Below are 13,957 nucleotides of genomic sequence, written 5' to 3'. Positions count from 1 at the left end.
GCTTCGAGAAGCCGGGTTTTTCGTCTTGCTACAGCACTGCCGGGCCGGGCCCGCTGCCGGGGATCACTCCTCGGTGGCGGCTTCCTCGGCCTCCTCGACGACCGGGCGGTCGACGAGTTCGACGAAGGCCATGGGGGCGTTGTCGCCGGTGCGGAAGCCGCACTTGAGGATCCGGACGTAGCCACCCGGACGCTCGGCGTAACGCGGACCCAGCTCGTTGAAGAGCTTGCCGACCGCTTCCTTGGAACGGGTACGGCTGAAGGCCAGACGACGATTGGCGACGCTGTCCTGCTTGGCCAGGGTGATCAGCGGCTCGATGACGCGACGCAGCTCTTTGGCCTTGGGCAGGGTTGTCTTGATCACTTCGTGCTCGATCAGCGACACGCTCATGTTCTTGAACATGGCCTGGCGGTGCGAGCTGGTACGATTCAGGTGACGACCACTCTTACGATGACGCATGGTTGCAATTCCTTACCAAACTGGGACTCGAGTCGACGCTCACGCGGAGGCCTTGTCGTCCTTCAGGCTCGCCGGCGGCCAGTTCTCCAGCCGCATGCCGAGGGAAAGGCCGCGAGCAGCCAACACGTCCTTGATTTCGTTCAAAGACTTCTTGCCGAGGTTCGGCGTCTTCAGCAGCTCGACTTCGGTACGCTGAATCAGATCGCCGATGTAGTAGATGTTCTCGGCCTTCAGGCAGTTGGCACTGCGGACGGTCAACTCGAGATCGTCTACGGGACGCAGCAGGATCGGATCGACGTGATCCTCCTCCTCCACGACCTCCTGCTCCTTGTCGGCTTCCAGGTCGACGAACGCGGCCAGCTGCTCCTGCAGGATGGTCGCGCTGCGACGGATCGCCTCCTCGGGATCCAGGGTGCCGTCGGTCTCCAGGTCGATGATCAGCTTGTCGAGGTCGGTACGCTGCTCGACACGCGCGGCATCGACGGCATACGAAACGCGGCGCACGGGGCTGAAGGTGGCATCCAGCTGCAGGCGACCGATGGCACGCGACTCGTCGTCGGCGCCGACACGGGCGTCCGCCGGCTCATAGCCACGTCCACGAGCGACCTTGAGCTGCATCTTGAGCTCGGCACCCTCGTTGACGTGGGCAATGATGTGATCCGGGTTGACGATCTCGACATCATGATCGAGGACGATGTCGCCCGCGGTCACCACGGCCGGGCCCTGCTTGTTCAGCGAGAGCATCGCCTCGTCGCGACTGTGCATGCGGATGGCCACGTCCTTGAGGTTCAGGAGAATCTCGATGACGTCTTCCTGAACACCCTCGATTGCGCTGTACTCATGCTCGACACCCGTGATCTCGACTTCCACCACGGCACAGCCAGGCATGGACGAGAGCAGAATGCGACGCAGCGCATTGCCCAGGGTATGGCCAAAGCCACGCTCGAACGGCTCGAGCACGATCTTCGCGTGATGCGCGCTGATCTCTTCGACCTTGATATCGCGCGGACGGAGAAACTCTGTCACTGAACGCTGCATAACTACACCTTTGAGGCTGCCTAACGGTTACTCGGTACTCGTTGCCGGCCCGGTTGGGCCGGCACGACGCGATCAGCGACGCTTACTTCGAGTACAGCTCGACGATCAGGTTTTCGTTGATGTCGGCCGACAGGTCGCCGCGTTCCGGGATAGCCTTGAAGGTGCCTTCCATCTTCTTCGCGTCCACCTCGATCCAGGCGACGTCGCCACGGTTGGCAGCGATGGAAAGTGCACTCTGGATGCGCGCCTGGTTCTTCGCCTTCTCGCGAACGGAAACCACGTCGCCGGGCTTGACCTGATAGGAAGCCACATTGACGGTGCGGCCGTTGACCGCGATCGCCTTGTGGCTCACCAGCTGGCGCGCCTCGGAACGGGTGGAACCGAAGCCCATGCGGTAGACGACGTTGTCCAGTCGGGATTCGAGCAGCTGCAGCAGGACTTCGCCGGTGGCGCCGGAGCGACGGGCGGCCTCCTTGTAGTAGCTGCGGAACTGCTTCTCGAGCACGCCGTAGATACGACGCACTTTCTGCTTCTCGCGAAGCTGCAAGCCGTAGTCGGAAAGACGCTGACGGCGCTGGCCGTGCACACCCGGGATCTGCTCGGATTTGCACTTCTTCTCGAAGGGAGTCACACCGCTCTTGAGGAAGAGGTCGGTGCCCTCACGACGAGACAGTTTGCACTTCGGTCCAATATAACGAGCCATGAATCTGTCTCCTTAAACGCGGCGTTTCTTCGGCGGACGGCAGCCATTGTGGGGAATGGGCGTCGCGTCAGTGATGCTCTGCACGCGGAAGCCGGCGGCGCTCAGCGCGCGCACGGCGGATTCACGGCCAGGACCGGGGCCCTTGACCAGCACGTCGACGTTTTTCACACCATACTCGGCTGCAGCGGTCGCTGCACGTTCGCTTGCCACTTGAGCAGCGAACGGGGTGCTCTTGCGAGAACCACGAAAACCCGAACCACCGGCAGTTGCCCAGGAGAGAGCGTTGCCCTGGCGGTCTGTGATCGTCACGATCGTGTTGTTAAAAGAGGCGTGGATGTGCGCGACGGCGTCCACTACCTGCTTTTTAACCTTTTTACGGTTGCTACGCGGGTTAGCCATGTTGATGTCTATTCCTGTCTTTACGCCAGAACGTGCGTGTTACTTGCGGATCGGCTTACGCGGACCCTTGCGGGTACGTGCGTTAGTCTTGGTCCGCTGACCACGCAGCGGAAGACTACGACGATGACGCAGACCACGATAGCAACCCAGGTCCATGAGACGCTTGATGTTCAGCGTCACATCACGACGAAGGTCGCCTTCCACGGTGTACTTGCCAACCTCGGCACGCAGGGCATCGACCTCCTCAGAGGAGAGCTCCTGGATCTTGGTGGTCGGCGCGATGCCGGTCGCGGCACAGATTTCCTGCGCACGCGTACGGCCAATCCCGAAGATATAGGTCAGCGAGATCGCCGCATGCTTGTTGTCCGGGATATTGACGCCTGCAATACGGGCCATCAGCTTTCTCCGAAATTTGAGCGGCTTGCTCGATTAGTTGCTACAAAAGGCGCAACAGCATACCCCTTTACCCACCTTCGGGCAAGGGGTATGCCGGCACCGCTTTCTTCAGCCGCCAGGATCAACCCTGGCGCTGCTTGTGCCGCGGCTCGATGCAGATGACGCGGACCGCGCCATTGCGCCGAATGATCTTGCAGTTGCGGCACATCTTCTTGACGGAAGCTCGAACTTTCATCGTTCCTTCTCCAAAATCGGCACGCGGCGCGCCAGCTCACCGGCAGCGCAGCTCAGCGCATGATGCCGCCGCTGCCATAGCCTTTCAGGTTGGACTTCTTCATCACCGACTCGTACTGGTGCGACATGAGGTGCGACTGCACCTGGGCCATGAAGTCCATGATGACCACAACCACGATCAGCAGCGAGGTACCGCCGAAGAAGAACGGCACGTTCCAGGCCACGATCAGGAACTGGGGCATCAGGGAAACCGCAGTGATGTACAGGGCACCGAACAGGGTCAGACGGGTCATGACCTTGTCGACATAGCGAGCGGTCTGCTCGCCAGGACGAATACCCGGGAGGAAGGCCCCTGACTTCTTGAGGTTGTCAGCGACATCCTTGGGGTTGAAGACCAGCGCTGTGTAAAAGAAGCAGAAGAATACCACCGCCGCCGCGAAAAGCAAGATGTACAGCGGCTGCCCCGGGCCGAGGGCCTGGGATGCACGCTGCAGCCACTCCATGCCGTCGCCGGCCCCGACCCACTGGCCGATGGAGGCGGGGAACAGCAGGATGCTGGAGGCGAAGATCGGCGGGATGACCCCCGCCATGTTCACCTTCAGCGGCAGATAGCTGCTCTGCCCGGCATACATCTTGTTACCGACCTGGCGCCGCGGATAGTTCACCGTGATGCGACGCTGGCCGCGCTCGATGAACACCACGAAGGCCACGGTCGCCACGCCCAGCACGGAGAGGGCCAGCAGCGGCAGCACGTTCCACGCGCCCTCGTTGCGGGCCAGCTCGAACGCCTGCCCCACCGCACCCGGCAGGCCGGCGACGATACCGGCGAAAATCAGCAGCGAGATACCGTTGCCGATACCCTTCTCGGTGATCTGCTCACCCAGCCACATCAGGAACACCGCCCCCGACACGAAGGTCACGATGGCAGTGAAGTAGAAGCTGAAGTCAGCGGTATAGGCGATACCCTGGCCGGCCAGGCCCACCGACATGCCGGTAGCCTGCACCAGGGCCAGCACCACCGTGCCGTAGCGGGTGTACTGGCTGATCTTGCGGCGGCCGGCCTCGCCCTCCTTCTTCAACTGCTCGAGGTGGGGCGAGACCGCGGTCAGCAGCTGCATGATGATCGACGCCGAGATGTAGGGCATGATGCCCAGGGCGAAGATGCTCATGCGTTCCAGCGCACCACCCGAGAACATGTTGAACAGTCCCAGGATGGTGCCCTGCTGCTCCCTGAACAAGGCAGCAAGCTGGTCAGGATTGATACCGGGTACGGGAATATGGGCACCGATACGGTACACCACGATGGCGAGGAGCACGAAGCGCAGACGCGCCCACAGTTCACTCAGACCGCTGCCCATCGCCGGCATGTTTCCTGACTTGGCCATTTAGTCCTCTACCTTGCCACCGGCGGCCTCGATCGCGGCCCGGGCACCCTTGGTGACCTTGAGACCGCGAACGGTGACCGCCTTGTTGACGTCGCCGGAAAGGATGATCTTCGCGAACTGGGTGGCATCCTTCAGCACGTTGGCCTGCTTCAGGGTTTCCAGGGTGACTTCGTCGCCCTCGACCTTGGCCAGCTCGCTCAGGCGCACCTCTTCGGAGACCAGCGACTTCATGGAGGTGAAGCCGAACTTGGGCAGACGCCGCTGCAGCGGCATCTGGCCGCCCTCGAAGCCGGGCTTCACGCTGCCGCCGCTGCGCGACTTCTGACCCTTGTGGCCACGGCCGCCGGTCTTGCCCAGACCGGAGCCGATGCCACGGCCGACGCGCTTCTCGCCATGCTTGGAGCCCGGTGCCGGGCTCAGGCTGTTGAGTTTCATGGATTACTCTCCCTCTACCCGCACAAGGTAGTTGACCTTGTGGATCATGCCGCGCACGGCAGGGGTGTCTTCCAGTTCGACCGTATGACCGATGCGGCGCAGCCCCAGGCCCTTCATGGTGGCCTTGTGCTTGGGCAGCGTGCCGATGGTGCTACGGATCTGGGTAACCTTGAGTGTGGCTGCCATGGTATTTACCCCGTGATCGCTTCGACAGACAGACCGCGCTTGGCGGCGATGTCGTCCGGCGACTGCATGGAGGCGAGACCCTTGACGGTCGCGCGCACCACGTTGACCGGATTGGTGGAGCCGTAGCACTTGGCCAGGACGTCGTGGACGCCAGCCAGTTCGAGCACGGAGCGCATGGCGCCGCCGGCAATGATCCCGGTACCTTCGGAAGCCGGCTGCATGTACACCTTGGAGGCACCGTGACGGGCCTTGACCGGGTACTGCAGGGTGTGGCCCTTGAGGCTCACCTTGACCATGTTGCGGCGCGCCTGGTCCATGGCCTTCTGGATCGCAACCGGCACTTCACGTGCCTTGCCGCGACCGAAGCCGACACGACCATTGCCGTCGCCCACGACGGTCAGGGCGGTGAAACCGAAGATTCGGCCACCCTTGACCACCTTGGCGACGCGGTTGACCTGCACGAGCTTTTCCTGCAGGTCGCCGGTGTTCTGTTCGTTCTTCGCCATCGTAAAACCCTTTAGAATTCCAGGCCGCCTTCACGTGCGGCGTCGGCCAGGGCCTTCACGCGACCGTGGTACTTGTAACCGGCACGATCGAAGGCTACCTGGGTGATGCCAGCCTGCTTGGCGCGTTCGGCAATCAGCGCGCCGACCTTGGCGGCGGCGTCGGAGTTGCCGGTCGCCCCCTCGCGCAGGTCCTTGTCCAGCGTCGAAGCGCTGGCCAGCACCTTGCCACCATCCGGCGAGATGATCTGCGCATAGATGTGACGCGGGGTACGGTTGACGCACAGGCGATACACGCCCAGCTCGCGCATCTTGGCGCGAGCGCGGCGGGCACGACGGAGACGAGATTCTTTCTTCGCGTTCATAACCCTGCCTTACTTCTTCTTGGCTTCTTTACGACGCACCTGCTCGTCGGCGTACCGCACACCCTTGCCCTTGTAGGGCTCGGGCGGACGGAAGGCACGAACCTCGGCGGCGACCTGGCCCAGCTTCTGCTTGTCCGCGCTCTTCAGCACGATGACGGTGTTCTTCGGCGTTTCCGCGGAGACACCCTCAGGCAGGGAATACTCGACCGGGTGGGAGAAGCCCAGTGACAGATTCAGCGTCTGGCCACTTGCCTGGGCACGATAGCCGACGCCAACGATTTCGAGGGTCTTGGTGAAGCCCTCGGAGACGCCGGTGACCAGGTTCTGGACCAGAGCACGAGTGGTGCCGACCATGGCCCAGGACTTGGCGCTCTCGCTCGGGTTGAAGGTCAGCTGACCCTCTTCCTGGGCGATGGCCACGTCCGGGTGAACGGTCATGGACAGCGTGCCCTGGCCGCCCTTGACGGTCAGCTGGTCGCCGTCGAGCTTGACGTCGACGCCGGCGGGCACTTTAACCGGATATTTGGCTACGCGGGACATTCCAGACTCCTAGAATACGGTGCAGATGACTTCGCCACCGACGCCCGCCTGGCGAGCGGCACGGTCGGTCATCACGCCCTTGGAGGTGGTGACGATCGCCACACCCATGCCGTCCGCCACCTTGGGCAGTGCATCCTTGCCCTTGTACTGGCGCAGGGACGGCTTGGATACCCGCTGCAGGTGCTCGATGACCGGCTTGCCCTCGAAGTACTTGAGGGTCACGCTCAGCTCGGGCTTGGTGCCTTCAGCGACCGCGAAGTCGGTGATATAGCCCTCTTCCTTCAATACGCGGGCCACCTCGACCTTGAGCCTGGAGGACGGCATGGTGACCGTCTCCTTGGTGGCCATCTGCGCATTGCGGATACGGGTGAACATATCCGCCAGAGTGTCTTGCATGCTCATTTACATTGCGCTCCTGATGTTTCCGTGGCGGCTTACCAGCTGGACTTCTTCAGCCCAGGGACCTCGCCACGCATAGCGGCTTCACGCAGCTTGTTACGGCCGAGGCCGAACTTGTTGTAGTAGCCGTGCGGACGGCCGGTGATCCGGCAGCGGTTACGCTGACGCACCGGGCTGGAGTCGCGCGGCAACTGCTGCAGCTTCAGCGTCGCCTCGAAGCGCTCTTCGTCGGAACTGTTCACGTTCTGGATGATCGCCTTGAGCTCGGCGCGGCGGGCCGCGTACTTCTCGACCAGCTTGGTGCGCTTGAGCTCACGCTCAATCATGCTCTTCTTTGCCATGATCCCACCCTTATTTCTTGAACGGGAAGTTCAGCGCGCTCAGCAGCGCACGACCTTCCTCGTCGGTGTTGGCAGTAGTGGTGATGGTGACATCCAGCCCACGAATCCGATCGATCTTATCATATTCGATCTCGGGGAAGATGATCTGCTCACGCACACCCATGGAGTAGTTGCCGCGACCGTCGAAGGACTTCGGGTTGAGACCACGGAAGTCACGTACACGGGGAATCGCGATATTGACCAGACGATCGAGGAATTCCCACATGCGCTCGGCGCGCAGGGTCACCTTGATGCCGATCGGCCAACCTTCGCGCACCTTGAAGCCCGCGATGGACTTGCGCGCCTTGGTCACCAACGGCTTCTGACCGGAGAGTTTCTCCAGGTCGCCGATGGCATTCTCGATCAGCTTCTTGTCGCTGGTCGCGTCACCAATACCCATGTTGAGGGTCACCTTGGTGATCCGCGGCACCTGCATCACGTTGGCGTAGCTGAACTGCTCTTTGAGCTGAGCCACCACCTCGTTCTGATAACGTTCTTTCAAGTTCGCCATTTTGCTACCCGACTCGCGTTAGGCGTCGATCTGCGTCTGCGTCGACTTGTAGATACGTACCTTGGTACCGTCTTCCTTAACCTGGAAGCCGACGCGATCCGCCTTACCGGTCTCCGAGTTGAAGATCGCCACGTTGGACGCGTGAATCGGAGCCTCGCGCTCGACGATACCGCCCTGATTGCCCGCCATGGGGTTGGGCTTGGTGTGACGCTTGATCATGTTCACACCGGACACGACGAAGCGTTCGTCCTTGAGGACGCGCTTCACGGTGCCGCGCTTGCCCTTGTCCTTGCCGGCGATGACGATCACTTCATCGTCACGTTTGATCTTTTGCATATCCGCCTCGCTCCTTACAGCACTTCGGGCGCCAGGGAAATGATCTTCATGAACTTCTCGGTACGAAGCTCACGGGTCACCGGTCCGAAGATACGGGTACCGATCGGCTGTTCGTTGGTGTTGTTCAACAGAACCGCCGCATTTCCATCGAAGCGGATCAGCGAACCGTCGGAACGACGGACACCGCTGCGGGTGCGAACCACTACCGCCTTGAGGACCTGGCCTTTCTTGACCTTGCCACGCGGAATGGCTTCCTTCACCGTGACCTTGATGATGTCACCGACACGCGCGTAGCGACGGTGCGAGCCGCCAAGCACCTTGATGCACTGCACCCGGCGCGCTCCGCTGTTGTCGGCGACATCCAGCATTGTCTGAGTCTGAATCATCGGTTTTCTCCAAACCTAATCTGACTGCTCTCGCCGAGCTCAGCCCCTGGCCTGCTCGATCACCTCGACCAGCGTCCAGGCCTTCTTCTTGGACAGCGGACGGCACTCCTGAATGGATACCGTGTCACCGGCCTTGGCCTGGTTCGTCTCGTCGTGGGCGTGCAGCTTGGTAGAGCGCTTGACGTACTTGCCGTAGATCGGATGCCGCTCGCGGCGCTCGATCATGACGACGATGGACTTGTCCATCTTGTCGCTCACCACCTTGCCGGTGAGCGTACGGGCTTTCTTTTCTTCGGCCATCTCAGTCACCTGCCTTCTCGTTGAGCACAGTCTTCACCCGGGCGATGTCCCGACGAACCTGCTTGAGCAGATGAGTCTGGCTGAGCTGGCCGGTGGCCTTCTGCATGCGCAGGTTGAACTGCTCGCGGAGGAGTTCGAAGAGCTGCTCCTGGAGCTGCTCGACTGACTTTTCACGAATTTCCTGGGCTTTCATCACATCACCGTCCGTTTCACAAAGGTGGTGGACACGGGCATCTTCTGGGCGGCCAGGGAGAAGGCCTCACGGGCCAGCTCTTCGGACACGCCTTCGATTTCATACAGGACCCGACCCGGCTGGATCTGTGCGACCCAGTACTCGACGGAGCCCTTGCCCTTACCCATACGGACTTCGAGAGGCTTCTTGGAAATCGGCTTGTCGGGGAAGACGCGGATCCAGATCTTGCCGCCACGCTTGACGTGACGGGTGATCGCACGACGGCCGGCCTCGATCTGGCGTGCCGTGATGCGGCCGCGACCGGTTGCCTTCAGGCCGTATTCCCCGAAGCTGATCTTGCTTCCGCGATGCGCCAGGCCACGGTTGCGACCTTTCTGCATCTTGCGGAATTTCATGCGCTTGGGCTGTAACATCGACTCGCTCTCCCCTTACCTGGAACCTTTCTTCTTGGAGGGCGCGGCCTGCGGCTGTTGCTTGGCCTTGGCGCGGACCTCTTCGATGCCCCCGAGGATTTCACCCTTGAAGACCCACACCTTGACACCGATGATGCCGTAGGTGGTCTTGGCCTCGTAGGTGGCGTAGTCGATGTCCGCACGCAGGGTGTGCAGCGGCACGCGACCTTCCCGGTACCATTCGGTGCGGGCAATTTCCGCGCCGCCGAGGCGACCGGAGAGCTGCACCTTGATCCCGCCGGCGCCCAGACGCATGGCGTTCTGCACCGCGCGCTTCATGGCGCGACGGAACATGACGCGGCGCTCGAGCTGGCCGGCGATGTTCTGAGCAACGAGCTTGGCGTCGAGCTCCGGCTTGCGCACTTCCTCGATGTTGACGTGCACGGGCACGCCCATCATCGCGGTGACGTCGCGGCGCAGCTTGTCGACGTCCTCGCCCTTCTTGCCGATCACGATGCCCGGACGGGCAGTGTGAATGGTGATGCGGGCGTTGTTCGCCGGGCGCTCGATAGTGATCTTGCTCACCGAGGCGTTCTTGAGACGCTCCTCGAGGAAGCGACGCACTTCGAGATCGTTGTTCAGCTTGTCGGCATAAGCACCGCGCTCGGCATACCACACCGAGGAGTGGTCCTTGACGATACCCAGCCGAATACCTGTCGGATTGACTTTCTGACCCATCTGGTCGACTCCTACTTCTCGGCTACCTTGACGGTGATGTGGCAGGTGCGCTTCAGGATGCGATCCGCACGGCCCTTGGCGCGCGGACGGATGCGCTTGAGCGTCATGCCCTCATCGACGCAGATGGTCGAGACACGCAGCTCGTCGATATCCATGCCGTTGTTTTCTTCCGCATTCGCGATGGCGGACTGCAGCACCTTCTTGACCAGCTTGGCAGCCTTCTTCGGTGAGAAGGTCAGCAGGTCGAGCGCCTCGGCGACCGGTTTACCGCGCACCTGGTCAGCCACCAAACGGGCCTTCTGGGCGGATAAACGAGCGCCACGCAGCTTAGCTGTGACTTCCATCTCTCAATCCTCTCTGGCTTACCGTTTGGCTTTCTTGTCCGCCGCATGGCCGCGATAGGTGCGGGTGGCAGCGAATTCGCCCAGCTTGTGGCCAACCATTTCCTCGGAGACGTGCACCGGGACGTGTTGGCGACCGTTATGGACTGCAATGGTGAGCCCGACCATGTTCGGCAGGATCATGGAACGACGCGACCAGGTCTTGATCGGTTTGCGGTCGTTCTTCTCCACTGCAGCCTCAACCTTCTTCAGCAGATGAAGGTCAATGAAGGGACCTTTCTTCAGTGAACGTGGCACAGCCGTTACCCCTTAATGTCTGTTACTTGGCCTTGCGGCGACGAACGATCAGCGCGTCGGTGCGCTTGTTCTTGCGGGTCTTGTGGCCCTTGGTGGGCACACCCCACGGCGTCACCGGATGACGACCACCGCTGGTGCGGCCTTCGCCGCCGCCGTGCGGGTGATCCACCGGGTTCATGGCCACACCGCGAACGGTCGGACGCACGCCTCTCCAGCGCTTCGCACCGGCCTTGCCAAGTTGACGCAGGCTGTGCTCGGAGTTGCTCACTTCCCCCAGGGTCGCGCGGCAGTCGGCCAGCACCTTGCGCATCTCGCCGGAGCGCAGACGCAGGGTGGCATAGCTGCCCTCGCGGGCGACCAGCTGGGCGCTGGTACCGGCACTGCGAGCCAGCTGCGCGCCCTTGCCGGGCTTGAGCTCGATGCAGTGAACGGTGGAACCCAGCGGGATGTTGCGCAGCGGAAGGGTGTTGCCCTTCTTGATCGCCGCGTTCACGCCGGACTCGAGACGGTCGCCTGCACTCACGCCCTTGGGCGCGATGATGTAGCGACGCTCGCCGTCCAGGTACTTCAGCAGCGCAATGTGGGCGCTGCGGTTGGGATCGTACTCGAGGCGCTCGACGACGGCGGGAACGCCATCCTTGGTGCGCTTGAAGTCGATCAGCCGGTAGTGCTGACGGTGACCACCGCCCACGTGACGGGTGGTGATGCGACCGTGGTTGTTGCGCCCGCCGCTACGCGACTGCTTCTCGAGCAGCGGTGCGTAGGGCTTGCCCTTGTGCAGGTCTTCGCTGACGACCTTGACGAGGTGGCGACGACCGGCGGATGTGGGTTTTGTCTTGACGATTGCCATGATCCGTACTCCTGCCCTTATTCGGCGCCAGTGAAGTCTTCGAGCGTTTCACCAGCAGCCAGGGTCACGTAGGCCTTGCGGTAGCCCTGGCGGCGGCCCAGACCATGCGCGGTACGCTTGGTCTTGCCCTTCATGTTCAGCACCTGGACACGATCGACCTTCTTGCCAAACAGCACCTGCACGGCCTGCTTGATTTCGGGCTTGGTCGCGTCGCTGGCCACCTTGAACACATACTGGTTGCGCTCGGCGGCGAAAGCGGCCTTCTCGGTCACATGCGGACCGAGCAGAACCTTGAATACGCGCTCCTGGTTCATGCCAGCTTCTCCTCGAATTTACGCAGAGCAGAGACGGTGACCAGCACCTTGTCGAAGGCGATCAGGCTCACCGGATCGGCGGCAGCCACGTCGACCACATCCACGTTGGGGATGTTGCGGGCGGCCAGGTAGAGCTTCTCGTCGACCTCTTCGGTGACGATCAGCGCCTTCTCCAGGCCCAGCTCACCCAGCTTGGCGACCAGCTGCTTGGTCTTGGGCGCATCGACGGTGAACTCGTCGATGGCGACCAGCCGCTCCTGACGCACCAGCTCGGACAGGATGGAGCGCATCGCGGCGCGGTACATCTTGCGGTTGACTTTCTGCGAGTGGTCCTGCGGACGCGCGGCGAAGGTCACGCCACCGCTGCGCCACAGCGGCGAGCGGATGGTGCCGGCGCGAGCGCGACCGGTGCCCTTCTGGCGCCACGGCTTCTTGCCGCCGCCACGCACGTCGGAACGGGTCTTCTGGGCGCGGGTGCCCTGGCGCGCACCGGCCAGATAGGCGGTGACGACCTGGTGAACCAGCGCCTCGTTGAATTCTTTGCCAAAGGTGGCGTCGGCGACTTCGACAGTACCCGCGCCTGCAGCAAGATTCAGATTCATCGGTTCTATCCCCTTCAGCCAGCTTTGACGGCGCTGCGAACGATGACGTCGCTGCCGGTAGCACCGGGCACGGCGCCCTTGATCAGCAGCAGGTTGCGCTCGGCATCGACCCGCACGACTTCAAGGCTCTGCACGGTGCAGCGGACATTGCCCATCTGACCGGCCATCTTCTTGCCCTTGAACACGCGTCCCGGGGTCTGACACATACCGATGGAACCCGGCGCACGATGCGACAGGGAGTTGCCGTGAGTGGCATCCTGGGTACGGAAGTTCCAGCGCTTGACGGCGCCCTGGAAGCCCTTGCCCTTGGAGGTGCCGGTCACATCGACCTTCTGACCAGCTTCGAAGAGGGATACGGTGAGTTCGCCGCCCACCTCCGGAGCCTCGTCGCCCTCGGCGACACGGAACTCCATCAGCGAACGACCGGCCTCGACACCTGCCTTGGCGTACTGACCTGCCTGCGCCTTGGTGAGATGCTTGGCCTTGCGGGAGCCGGCTGTGACCTGAATCGCCGCGTAGCCGTCGTTTTCGACGGTCTTGACGCTGGTGACGCGATTCGGCTCAACCTCGATCACGGTAACGGGCACGGAGGCACCGTCTTCGGTAAAGACGCGGGTCATACCGGCCTTTCTACCGACCAAACCGATAGTCATTCTCAGTCTCCTTTAGTGTACGGGGCTATCACCCGCTATGGCTGCCCTTTCCAGAGCATTCCACTAGCACGTTGTATGACGCCATCACGGCGTGGCGGCTGCTGCTCGACGCATTCGGAAGAGCGCTGGGCCGCGGGTGTCTAGTGTGGTTAGTCGAGCTTGATCTGCACGTCCACGCCGGCGGCGAGGTCGAGCTTCATCAGCGCGTCGACGGTCTTCTCGGTCGGCTCGACGATGTCGAGCACACGCTTGTGAGTACGGATCTCGTACTGGTCGCGCGCGTCCTTGTTGACGTGCGGCGAGATCAGCACGGTGTAGCGCTCACGATTGGTCGGCAGCGGGATCGGCCCGCGCACCTGGGCGCCAGTCCGCTTGGCGGTATCGACGATCTCCGCAGCTGACTGGTCGATCAGGCGATGGTCGAATGCCTTCAACCGAATGCGAATCTTCTGGTTCTGCATTTGCCCTAAACTCCAATGGATGTGGACGGCATCCGCCGCCTACCCACGCATACAAAGGATGCGCATTATATGCACGCCGAAGGCAAGAGTCAAACACTCCGCCAAGGTGCGCAGAAAGGGGGCTCCTCGCGGAGCCCCCTTCGATCGGTCAAAAGCCCGAG

28 protein-coding genes are annotated in these 13,957 nt (G+C 62.1%); all 28 read right to left on the bottom strand.

Annotated elements, in window-relative coordinates:
* Positions 1 to 63: 63 nt before the first annotated feature.
* Complete coding sequence (rplQ, locus tag DIS04_RS08585; protein WP_111413352.1) at positions 64 to 459, bottom strand: 50S ribosomal protein L17; 396 nt, start codon at positions 457 to 459, stop codon at positions 64 to 66.
* Between the two features lie 39 nt (positions 460 to 498).
* Entirely contained in the window at positions 499 to 1,497 is a 999-nt protein-coding gene (locus DIS04_RS08580) for a DNA-directed RNA polymerase subunit alpha (RefSeq protein ID WP_111413351.1), read from the bottom strand.
* A gap of 82 nt (positions 1,498 to 1,579) precedes the next feature.
* Positions 1,580 to 2,200, bottom strand: a complete 621-nt coding sequence (rpsD, locus tag DIS04_RS08575) for a 30S ribosomal protein S4 (protein WP_010626489.1) — start codon at positions 2,198 to 2,200, stop codon at positions 1,580 to 1,582.
* A 12-nt stretch (positions 2,201 to 2,212) separates the two neighbouring features.
* Positions 2,213 to 2,599 (bottom strand): 30S ribosomal protein S11, encoded by a 387-nt coding sequence (gene rpsK, locus DIS04_RS08570; RefSeq protein WP_010626488.1) that lies wholly within the window; start codon positions 2,597 to 2,599, stop codon positions 2,213 to 2,215.
* Positions 2,600 to 2,638: 39 nt separating this feature from the next.
* A complete protein-coding gene (gene rpsM / locus DIS04_RS08565; protein WP_010626487.1) occupies positions 2,639 to 2,995 on the bottom strand; it encodes a 30S ribosomal protein S13 in 357 nt (118 codons plus the stop codon).
* 121 nt (positions 2,996 to 3,116) lie between these two features.
* On the bottom strand, positions 3,117 to 3,230 hold the full coding sequence (rpmJ, locus tag DIS04_RS08560; protein ID WP_009099023.1) for a 50S ribosomal protein L36: 114 nt from the start codon (positions 3,228 to 3,230) through the stop codon (positions 3,117 to 3,119).
* 52 nt (positions 3,231 to 3,282) lie between these two features.
* Positions 3,283 to 4,614, bottom strand: coding sequence for a preprotein translocase subunit SecY (gene secY / locus DIS04_RS08555; protein ID WP_111413350.1), 1,332 nt, complete (start codon positions 4,612 to 4,614; stop codon positions 3,283 to 3,285).
* Complete coding sequence (gene rplO / locus DIS04_RS08550; RefSeq protein ID WP_111413349.1) at positions 4,615 to 5,049, bottom strand: 50S ribosomal protein L15; 435 nt, start codon at positions 5,047 to 5,049, stop codon at positions 4,615 to 4,617.
* A gap of 3 nt (positions 5,050 to 5,052) precedes the next feature.
* Positions 5,053 to 5,235: a 50S ribosomal protein L30 gene (gene rpmD, locus DIS04_RS08545; RefSeq protein WP_010626484.1), complete on the bottom strand. Its 183-nt coding sequence runs from the start codon at positions 5,233 to 5,235 to the stop codon at positions 5,053 to 5,055.
* 5 nt (positions 5,236 to 5,240) lie between these two features.
* The gene (rpsE, locus tag DIS04_RS08540) at positions 5,241 to 5,741 is read right to left on the bottom strand and encodes a 30S ribosomal protein S5 (RefSeq protein ID WP_111413348.1); all 501 of its coding nucleotides are present in this window, start codon (positions 5,739 to 5,741) and stop codon (positions 5,241 to 5,243) included.
* 11 nt (positions 5,742 to 5,752) lie between these two features.
* Entirely contained in the window at positions 5,753 to 6,103 is a 351-nt protein-coding gene (gene rplR, locus DIS04_RS08535) for a 50S ribosomal protein L18 (protein WP_111413347.1), read from the bottom strand.
* A gap of 9 nt (positions 6,104 to 6,112) precedes the next feature.
* Positions 6,113 to 6,643, bottom strand: coding sequence for a 50S ribosomal protein L6 (gene rplF, locus DIS04_RS08530; protein ID WP_111413346.1), 531 nt, complete (start codon positions 6,641 to 6,643; stop codon positions 6,113 to 6,115).
* A gap of 9 nt (positions 6,644 to 6,652) precedes the next feature.
* Positions 6,653 to 7,045 (bottom strand): 30S ribosomal protein S8, encoded by a 393-nt coding sequence (rpsH, locus tag DIS04_RS08525; protein WP_111413345.1) that lies wholly within the window; start codon positions 7,043 to 7,045, stop codon positions 6,653 to 6,655.
* A 32-nt stretch (positions 7,046 to 7,077) separates the two neighbouring features.
* Entirely contained in the window at positions 7,078 to 7,383 is a 306-nt protein-coding gene (gene rpsN / locus DIS04_RS08520; RefSeq protein WP_111413344.1) for a 30S ribosomal protein S14, read from the bottom strand.
* A 10-nt stretch (positions 7,384 to 7,393) separates the two neighbouring features.
* On the bottom strand, positions 7,394 to 7,933 hold the full coding sequence (rplE, locus tag DIS04_RS08515; RefSeq protein ID WP_111413343.1) for a 50S ribosomal protein L5: 540 nt from the start codon (positions 7,931 to 7,933) through the stop codon (positions 7,394 to 7,396).
* An 18-nt stretch (positions 7,934 to 7,951) separates the two neighbouring features.
* Positions 7,952 to 8,269 carry a 50S ribosomal protein L24 gene (gene rplX / locus DIS04_RS08510; protein WP_086507996.1) on the bottom strand — a complete coding sequence of 106 codons (318 nt, stop codon included), beginning with the start codon at positions 8,267 to 8,269 and terminating at the stop codon, positions 7,952 to 7,954.
* A 14-nt stretch (positions 8,270 to 8,283) separates the two neighbouring features.
* Positions 8,284 to 8,655 (bottom strand): 50S ribosomal protein L14, encoded by a 372-nt coding sequence (gene rplN / locus DIS04_RS08505; protein ID WP_010626476.1) that lies wholly within the window; start codon positions 8,653 to 8,655, stop codon positions 8,284 to 8,286.
* Positions 8,656 to 8,694: 39 nt separating this feature from the next.
* Entirely contained in the window at positions 8,695 to 8,955 is a 261-nt protein-coding gene (gene rpsQ / locus DIS04_RS08500; RefSeq protein ID WP_111413342.1) for a 30S ribosomal protein S17, read from the bottom strand.
* A 1-nt stretch (position 8,956) separates the two neighbouring features.
* Complete coding sequence (rpmC, locus tag DIS04_RS08495; protein ID WP_010626474.1) at positions 8,957 to 9,148, bottom strand: 50S ribosomal protein L29; 192 nt, start codon at positions 9,146 to 9,148, stop codon at positions 8,957 to 8,959.
* Positions 9,148 to 9,561, bottom strand: coding sequence for a 50S ribosomal protein L16 (gene rplP / locus DIS04_RS08490; RefSeq protein ID WP_111413341.1), 414 nt, complete (start codon positions 9,559 to 9,561; stop codon positions 9,148 to 9,150). Before rplP ends, rpmC begins: the two co-directional genes overlap by 1 nt.
* A 15-nt stretch (positions 9,562 to 9,576) precedes the next feature.
* Positions 9,577 to 10,278 (bottom strand): 30S ribosomal protein S3, encoded by a 702-nt coding sequence (gene rpsC / locus DIS04_RS08485; protein ID WP_111413340.1) that lies wholly within the window; start codon positions 10,276 to 10,278, stop codon positions 9,577 to 9,579.
* Positions 10,279 to 10,289: 11 nt separating this feature from the next.
* On the bottom strand, positions 10,290 to 10,622 hold the full coding sequence (gene rplV / locus DIS04_RS08480; protein ID WP_097790618.1) for a 50S ribosomal protein L22: 333 nt from the start codon (positions 10,620 to 10,622) through the stop codon (positions 10,290 to 10,292).
* 18 nt (positions 10,623 to 10,640) lie between these two features.
* On the bottom strand, positions 10,641 to 10,916 hold the full coding sequence (gene rpsS, locus DIS04_RS08475) for a 30S ribosomal protein S19 (RefSeq protein ID WP_009098993.1): 276 nt from the start codon (positions 10,914 to 10,916) through the stop codon (positions 10,641 to 10,643).
* Between the two features lie 22 nt (positions 10,917 to 10,938).
* Positions 10,939 to 11,766: a 50S ribosomal protein L2 gene (rplB, locus tag DIS04_RS08470; protein WP_111413339.1), complete on the bottom strand. Its 828-nt coding sequence runs from the start codon at positions 11,764 to 11,766 to the stop codon at positions 10,939 to 10,941.
* A 17-nt stretch (positions 11,767 to 11,783) separates the two neighbouring features.
* The gene (gene rplW, locus DIS04_RS08465; protein WP_111413338.1) at positions 11,784 to 12,080 is read right to left on the bottom strand and encodes a 50S ribosomal protein L23; all 297 of its coding nucleotides are present in this window, start codon (positions 12,078 to 12,080) and stop codon (positions 11,784 to 11,786) included.
* Entirely contained in the window at positions 12,077 to 12,682 is a 606-nt protein-coding gene (gene rplD, locus DIS04_RS08460; RefSeq protein ID WP_111413337.1) for a 50S ribosomal protein L4, read from the bottom strand. Before rplD ends, rplW begins: the two co-directional genes overlap by 4 nt.
* A gap of 14 nt (positions 12,683 to 12,696) precedes the next feature.
* Positions 12,697 to 13,335, bottom strand: a complete 639-nt coding sequence (gene rplC, locus DIS04_RS08455; RefSeq protein WP_111413336.1) for a 50S ribosomal protein L3 — start codon at positions 13,333 to 13,335, stop codon at positions 12,697 to 12,699.
* A 149-nt stretch (positions 13,336 to 13,484) separates the two neighbouring features.
* Positions 13,485 to 13,796 carry a 30S ribosomal protein S10 gene (gene rpsJ / locus DIS04_RS08450; protein ID WP_010626466.1) on the bottom strand — a complete coding sequence of 104 codons (312 nt, stop codon included), beginning with the start codon at positions 13,794 to 13,796 and terminating at the stop codon, positions 13,485 to 13,487.
* Positions 13,797 to 13,957: the final 161 nt, after the last annotated feature.

It is taken from the genome of Billgrantia lactosivorans (assembly GCF_003254665.1).
GTDB classification, from domain to species: Bacteria; Pseudomonadota; Gammaproteobacteria; order Pseudomonadales; family Halomonadaceae; genus Halomonas; species Halomonas lactosivorans.
Note: the sequence above shows the minus strand (reverse complement) of the source record. Positions and strands in the feature narration are given on the sequence as shown.

Bases quoted from the DNA above. Each gene is read 5' to 3' on its own strand.
- rplE (WP_111413343.1), bottom strand. From the start codon at position 7,933: ATGGCGAACTTGAAAGAACGTTATCAGAACGAGGTGGTGGCTCAGCTC.
- rpsE (WP_111413348.1), bottom strand. From the start codon at position 5,741: ATGGCGAAGAACGAACAGAACACCGGCGACCTGCAGGAAAAGCTCGTG.
- rplP (WP_111413341.1), bottom strand. From the start codon at position 9,561: ATGTTACAGCCCAAGCGCATGAAATTCCGCAAGATGCAGAAAGGTCGC.
- rpmC (WP_010626474.1), bottom strand. From the start codon at position 9,148: ATGAAAGCCCAGGAAATTCGTGAAAAGTCAGTCGAGCAGCTCCAGGAG.
- rpsN (WP_111413344.1), bottom strand. From the start codon at position 7,383: ATGGCAAAGAAGAGCATGATTGAGCGTGAGCTCAAGCGCACCAAGCTG.
- rpsQ (WP_111413342.1), bottom strand. From the start codon at position 8,955: ATGGCCGAAGAAAAGAAAGCCCGTACGCTCACCGGCAAGGTGGTGAGC.
- rplW (WP_111413338.1), bottom strand. From the start codon at position 12,080: ATGAACCAGGAGCGCGTATTCAAGGTTCTGCTCGGTCCGCATGTGACC.
- rplV (WP_097790618.1), bottom strand. From the start codon at position 10,622: ATGGAAGTCACAGCTAAGCTGCGTGGCGCTCGTTTATCCGCCCAGAAG.
- rpsK (WP_010626488.1), bottom strand. From the start codon at position 2,599: ATGGCTAACCCGCGTAGCAACCGTAAAAAGGTTAAAAAGCAGGTAGTG.
- rpmJ (WP_009099023.1), bottom strand. From the start codon at position 3,230: ATGAAAGTTCGAGCTTCCGTCAAGAAGATGTGCCGCAACTGCAAGATC.
- rplQ (WP_111413352.1), bottom strand. From the start codon at position 459: ATGCGTCATCGTAAGAGTGGTCGTCACCTGAATCGTACCAGCTCGCAC.
- rplN (WP_010626476.1), bottom strand. From the start codon at position 8,655: ATGATTCAGACTCAGACAATGCTGGATGTCGCCGACAACAGCGGAGCG.
- rpsH (WP_111413345.1), bottom strand. From the start codon at position 7,045: ATGAGCATGCAAGACACTCTGGCGGATATGTTCACCCGTATCCGCAAT.
- rpsD (WP_010626489.1), bottom strand. From the start codon at position 2,200: ATGGCTCGTTATATTGGACCGAAGTGCAAACTGTCTCGTCGTGAGGGC.
- rplB (WP_111413339.1), bottom strand. From the start codon at position 11,766: ATGGCAATCGTCAAGACAAAACCCACATCCGCCGGTCGTCGCCACCTC.
- rplR (WP_111413347.1), bottom strand. From the start codon at position 6,103: ATGAACGCGAAGAAAGAATCTCGTCTCCGTCGTGCCCGCCGCGCTCGC.
- rplC (WP_111413336.1), bottom strand. From the start codon at position 13,335: ATGACTATCGGTTTGGTCGGTAGAAAGGCCGGTATGACCCGCGTCTTT.
- rpsC (WP_111413340.1), bottom strand. From the start codon at position 10,278: ATGGGTCAGAAAGTCAATCCGACAGGTATTCGGCTGGGTATCGTCAAG.
- rpsJ (WP_010626466.1), bottom strand. From the start codon at position 13,796: ATGCAGAACCAGAAGATTCGCATTCGGTTGAAGGCATTCGACCATCGC.
- rplF (WP_111413346.1), bottom strand. From the start codon at position 6,643: ATGTCCCGCGTAGCCAAATATCCGGTTAAAGTGCCCGCCGGCGTCGAC.
- secY (WP_111413350.1), bottom strand. From the start codon at position 4,614: ATGGCCAAGTCAGGAAACATGCCGGCGATGGGCAGCGGTCTGAGTGAA.
- rplX (WP_086507996.1), bottom strand. From the start codon at position 8,269: ATGCAAAAGATCAAACGTGACGATGAAGTGATCGTCATCGCCGGCAAG.
- DIS04_RS08580 (WP_111413351.1), bottom strand. From the start codon at position 1,497: ATGCAGCGTTCAGTGACAGAGTTTCTCCGTCCGCGCGATATCAAGGTC.
- rplO (WP_111413349.1), bottom strand. From the start codon at position 5,049: ATGAAACTCAACAGCCTGAGCCCGGCACCGGGCTCCAAGCATGGCGAG.
- rpmD (WP_010626484.1), bottom strand. From the start codon at position 5,235: ATGGCAGCCACACTCAAGGTTACCCAGATCCGTAGCACCATCGGCACG.
- rplD (WP_111413337.1), bottom strand. From the start codon at position 12,682: ATGAATCTGAATCTTGCTGCAGGCGCGGGTACTGTCGAAGTCGCCGAC.
- rpsM (WP_010626487.1), bottom strand. From the start codon at position 2,995: ATGGCCCGTATTGCAGGCGTCAATATCCCGGACAACAAGCATGCGGCG.